Origin of the sequence: Dyella sp., from assembly GCF_036746095.1 — a bacterium.
In the GTDB taxonomy this organism is placed as follows: Bacteria; Pseudomonadota; Gammaproteobacteria; order Xanthomonadales; family Rhodanobacteraceae; genus Dyella_B.
The window spans coordinates 1-5,173 of sequence record NZ_DAIOEU010000110.1 but is presented as its reverse complement, the minus strand read 5'-3'; the positions used below and the strand labels follow the sequence as shown (position 1 = coordinate 5,173).

Sequence of the window (5,173 nt, the reverse complement as noted above, 5' to 3'; positions counted from 1 at the left end):
GGGCCGAATTATTTTCCCCGGACAGCAGTGCGCTTTCGCGGGAATGACGGCCATACATGGGTTGGGATGCAATCCCAGCATCCGCCACTCACCGGAAAGCAGGGATGGCCATCTCGGCCTACAGTTGCTTCGCCGCGGCTTGCGGATGCATCGCAGCCACGTCCGCCGCGTTGAGGCTGTTGGTGTAGTGATTGCCAAAATGCGTGCGTACGTAATTGATCACCTCGGCAACCTGCTCGTCGGTAAGCATGGTGTCCTTGAAGAAATTTCCGTGCGCCGAAGGCCGTTCTACGAACGAAGGCATGTCGTGCCGGCCAAACAGGATCACGGCCGCCATGTATTGGGGCGATGCCAGCTTTGGGTTGTTCGCCAGCGCCGGATACGTGCCAGCACCTGTCGCGCCTTTGGCATCCGGCATATGGCAGCCTTGGCAGATGGCATGGAAGATCGCTTCGCCGTTGGCCGTTTTGAGGGTGTCGTTGGTGTAGAGCGCATCATCCGAGGCCTGCGCCGAGGCGAAGCTGCCGGCGAGCAGAAGCATGGCGATGAAGAACGATCGCTTCATGCCGCACCTCCCGCCACCACGCGCTGATGAAGCCTGGTGATCACGTCCAACGCAGAAGTCACCGCGCCTTCCTGCCACGCCGGCAGATAGGAAGCATGTTCGCCTGCCAACACGATGCGTCCGTCGACCTGGCAAAGATTGTCGTAATGCTTCGCGCGCAATTCATCGGTCCACGTCGCGAAGCAACCCAACGTGAAAGGCGCGCGATGCCATGCCACGGCAACACCGTTTTCGAATTCCTGCTGGTACTGCGCATGGATCTGGCTGCCGTATTCCACGGTTCTGCGCACACGCTCGTCAGGCGGCATCGCAGTGAACTGATACGCGTCCAGGCCATAGAGATAAGCACCCAACAACACACCTTTACCCTTGCGATTGAAGTCGCTGCTCGGGTAGCTGATGGTATTGATGGGCAGATCGGTCATGGTGATGCCGCCGTAGATGTCTTCATCCTCCTCCCAGAAGCGACGCTTGAATTGCAGGCCGACCTTTACGGAAGCGGCATACGGCACGGCACCGATTGCCGCGGCCATCGGCGCGCTTACGTTCATGGGAATCTGGCTGAGGATGGATAGCGGAATCGTGCAAATGCACCAGTCTGCGCGTGCGGTCTGTGTGCGACCCGCTCGCCGCGCATCGTCGTAGCTGACGGTGACGCCATGCTCGTCCTGGTGAATGGCGGTGACCTTGGCGTGGTAGCGAATCACGCCATCCAATTGCTTGCCGAATGCTTCGCCGATGCGGCCCATACCGCCGACCGGTTGGAACAGCGTCTCCTGGAATTCGTAGTTTTCGCCACCGGTAAGGCCCGACCACAGGCGTGAACCGAGTACGTCATGGAGCCGCAACGGCTGCGAATCCAGCGGTTTTGCCGACAAACCGCCACCTGGCTCCCTGTCGTAGCCACGTCGATTGCTGACATGCGGACCCGCGGCGTACGCGTAGTTCTCGTTCAGTGCCCCCCACCGGCGCAGCGAATCGAGCAGCAGGGCCTGGTCATCCTTGGTGACCTGCGCATCGAGCTGGCCTTGCTGCGTGACCTTGGCCAGCAACTCCGCGATATGTCCACGGTAGTCCGCGTTGATGGCGCGATAGCGTTGCGGTTTGCCACCGAACGCCTTGGCGCTGTGCAGATAGGCGTTATAGTTGACCTGCACGAACGGCTCGAGTGGAACGTTGAGTTTCTTGCAGTAATCGAGCAGGCCGCGATGGTGATAAGGGATGCGCCATGGACCGGGGTTGATGTACAGGCCGCGCTCGAACTGGCAGTGCTGGGTGAAGCCGCCCAGTTCGGTGTACGTGTCGCCGCCGCGCAGCGTCCAGTTCCGGCCGCCGGGGCGTGCGTTGTATTCCAGCACCTGCACGTCGTAGCCGGCCTGGCGCAACTCATACGCCGCGACCATGCCGGCCAGGCCTGCGCCGAGCACCAGTACCGACGTACCGCGCGGCGCGCCTTGCAGCACGGGTGTGCCCTTGTACGGCGATTCGGCGGCCAGGCCGAGCCGGTCCATCACCGCATACATCGCCGCCCCGCCCGCGCTGAGCCCGATCAGGCGCAGCAGATCGCGCCGCGTCACCGAAAGCTGGGAGTCGTCCCTTTGCATCGCTTGCCCCTTGTCATCGAACTGTCAGCACAGCGCATTCATGGCGGTGGGGACAGTGACATAAGGCATGCATACATCGCTGGATGGTGCATCTTTAGGTTGGGTTAGCGCAGCGTAACCCAGCATTTTTGGCGAGATCCGCCCCTCACCCCAGAGGGAGAGGGAACAAGGTAGTCAATGCACCGGTTTCGCCATCCGCAGCAGATCCAGGTTGTACCCCGCCGCCTCATACAGCGCCCGCGCCCGCTCGTTGCCGGGGAACACGGCCAGAGTGATCAGCTGGCATTGATGCTCGCGTGCCCATTCCTCCGCATGTTCGATCAAGGCCTTGCCCACGCCCTGGCCTTCGTGGCGCGGCGAGACGGCCAGGTCGGAGATGTGGCAGTTGTAGCGGCCGGTGAAGTAATCCTGGGTTTTCTGCAGGTGGATGAAGCCCACACGGGCGCCATCGTCGTTTTCGGCGACGAACACATAGCTGTGGGAAGGCTGCTCGTCCAGATGACGGCTGAGGTCCTTGCGAATGCCTTCGATGCATTCGTGCCGCTTGCGCCAGGCAGGCAGGTTGAAGTCCACGAAGCGTGGAACCAGGCCGAGGATGAAGTCGTCGTCATCCTCGGCCAGACGGATAAGAAAAGTGCTGTCGCTCATGCGTCGGCCGGTCGATAAGAACGGGTAGGGTCGGTTCTACACCCAACGGGGTTGTGGGTGGAAGGCCCTGGTGAGTCGACAGCACGTGCCCCAAGCCCCTCTCCCACCGGGAGAGGGGCTTGGGGGTGAGGCCACGGGCGGAGCGTGATGTTTGTTTTTCCCCGCAAGCTTCAGCTATCTCGCGGCGTGCCACCCTCACCCCAACCCCTCTCCCGATGGGAGAGGGGCTACAGAACGCTCAGCCGCCAATCACCGGCAGCGCGATGTAACTGGCCTGTTCGCCCGCGTGATAGACCCGCTGCGTGGCCTTCTGGTAATCCGCCGGCTGGGCGAAAAAGATATTCGGCACGAAGGTTTGCGGATTGCGGTCGTACAGCGGGAACCAGCTCGATTGCACCTGCACCATCACGCGGTGGCCCGGCAGGAACACATGGTTCGCGGCCGGCAGGTCGAAGCGGTAGGCCAGCGGCTGGTTGGCGGCGAGCGGCTTGGGGTTGTCGTAGCCCTCACGATAACGGCCGCGGAAGATGTCCATCGACACCGCCAGCTGATAGCCGCCCATCTCCGGCTGCTCGGCGACCTGGTCGGGGTACACGTCGATCAGCTTCACCACCCAGTCGCTATCCGTGCCGCTGGTGGAGGCCACCAGGTGCACCATCGGCGCGCCGGCGATGGTCAGCGGCCGGGTGAGCACGTCGGAGACGTAGGTGAGTACGTCCGGGCGGCCGGAGGCTTCACGCTGGTCATCCACCAGCCATTGCGACCAGGTGAGGCCGTTGTCGTAACCGATCGGCTGGATCGGGCGGGCACGGAAGGGCACGGGATGGGCCGGATCGGAGATGTATTCGTCGTAGGCGCTGCCGTTGCCTGGCGCCGTGAAACCAAGCTTGTTATCCGCTTCCAGGTACAGCAGGCGGCTCTTCGTGCTGCAACCTTCTTCGCACGCCAGTGGCCACTGGTTGAGGCGCTGCCATTGGTTGCTGCCGGTTTGATAGGCCGTGACCGGCGCGATGTCCGCCTTGGGTGCGTCATCCTTCAAGTACTGCGCCAGATACGGACGCAGGATGTGCTCGCGGAAATACTTGGCGGTGTCGCTGCCGAAATGGATCGCGCCGAGCGAACTGGCTTCGTCGATCTCCTGGCCGTGATGCCACGGACCCATCACCAGCTTCACCATGTCGCCGTTCTTGTCCTTCGGCTTGATGGCGCGATATACGGCGAGCGCGCCGTAGATGTCTTCCTGGTCCCACAGGCTATGCACCAGCATCGTCGGCACTTTCAGCGGTTGTGCGCGGAGTACTTTGTCGACCGCCTGCTCGCTCCAGAACGCGTCGTAGGCTGGGTGCGCCGTCACTTTGTTCCAGAAACCCAACTGCTCCATGCCGTATTGCTTGCCCATGTTGCCGGCAGAGACGTAGTGCATGAACAAGTCGTATTCGTCGTGATAGTCGGTCCACCATTTGTAGCTGTTGTCGCGGCTGGCCGACTGCTCGTAGATGTAAGACATGTTCTGCTGGCGAAAGGCGCCATGATGGAACCAGTCGTCGCCCATCCAGCCGTCCACCATCGGGTTCATCGGCACCGCCACTTTCAGCGCGGGATGCGGATTGACCAGCGACATCAGCGGCTCGAAGCCGTCGTAGGAAATGCCGATGGTGCCGACCTTGCCGTTCGACTCCGGAATGTTCTTTACCAGCCAGTCGATGGTGTCGTAGGTATCGGTAGCATCGTCGACCGGCGTAGGATTGAGCGGGCCGTGTATGGGCCGGTTCATCACGTAATCGCCTTCGGAACCGTATTTGCCGCGGATGTCCTGGATCACGCGGATATAGCCGTCTTCCACGATCACGTCGGTGGCGTTGTCGTAGCCTTCCAACATCGGGCCGAGATGGCCGCTCATCACGTGATGGGTGAGTTCCTTCGCGTCGTAGGGCGTGCGTGTCAGCACGATGCCGGCGTGATGCGCGTTCTTCGGAATCAGGATCACCGTGTTGAGCTTCACGCCATCGCGCATCGGGATTTTCACGTCGCGCTCGACGTAATCGAAGCTTTCAGTGGCCGGCTTGAATTGCGCCGGCGTTTCGCTGGGGTAATTGGGGTATTGCGGCTTCGGCGTGTCGTCCATGGCCATTGCAGCGCCGCTCAGGCTGAGCAGCAGGGCGAGCAAGGCGGGTTTGGTCCCGCGTACAGCGATCTTCATGGTGACTCCCCTTGGGATGAGCTGGGGTAGCCTAGCGTTTATGAAGAGGCATGGCATGTGGCAATGCCGAATTTTGCCTCGTCGTCGTTCGGGCTTTCGCCCACTGCTGTCCGGGGAAATTCGATCATGCGAAGAGCCCCGACTGAAGACGATTCA

General features: G+C 61.6%; 4 protein-coding genes. All 4 read right to left on the bottom strand.

Features of this window, described 5'->3' with window-relative positions:
* Positions 1-118: 118 nt before the first annotated feature.
* Positions 119-565, bottom strand: coding sequence for a cytochrome c (locus V7M64_RS22090; RefSeq protein WP_333682303.1), 447 nt, complete (start codon positions 563-565; stop codon positions 119-121).
* Complete coding sequence (locus V7M64_RS22085; protein ID WP_333682301.1) at positions 562-2,169, bottom strand: flavin monoamine oxidase family protein; 1,608 nt, start codon at positions 2,167-2,169, stop codon at positions 562-564. Before V7M64_RS22085 ends, V7M64_RS22090 begins: the two co-directional genes overlap by 4 nt.
* 174 nt (positions 2,170-2,343) lie before the next feature.
* Entirely contained in the window at positions 2,344-2,817 is a 474-nt protein-coding gene (locus V7M64_RS22080) for a GNAT family N-acetyltransferase (RefSeq protein WP_333682299.1), read from the bottom strand.
* A 238-nt stretch (positions 2,818-3,055) separates the two neighbouring features.
* On the bottom strand, positions 3,056-5,017 hold the full coding sequence (locus tag V7M64_RS22075) for a CocE/NonD family hydrolase (protein ID WP_333682297.1): 1,962 nt from the start codon (positions 5,015-5,017) through the stop codon (positions 3,056-3,058).
* Between the last annotated feature and the right edge of the window lie 156 nt (positions 5,018-5,173).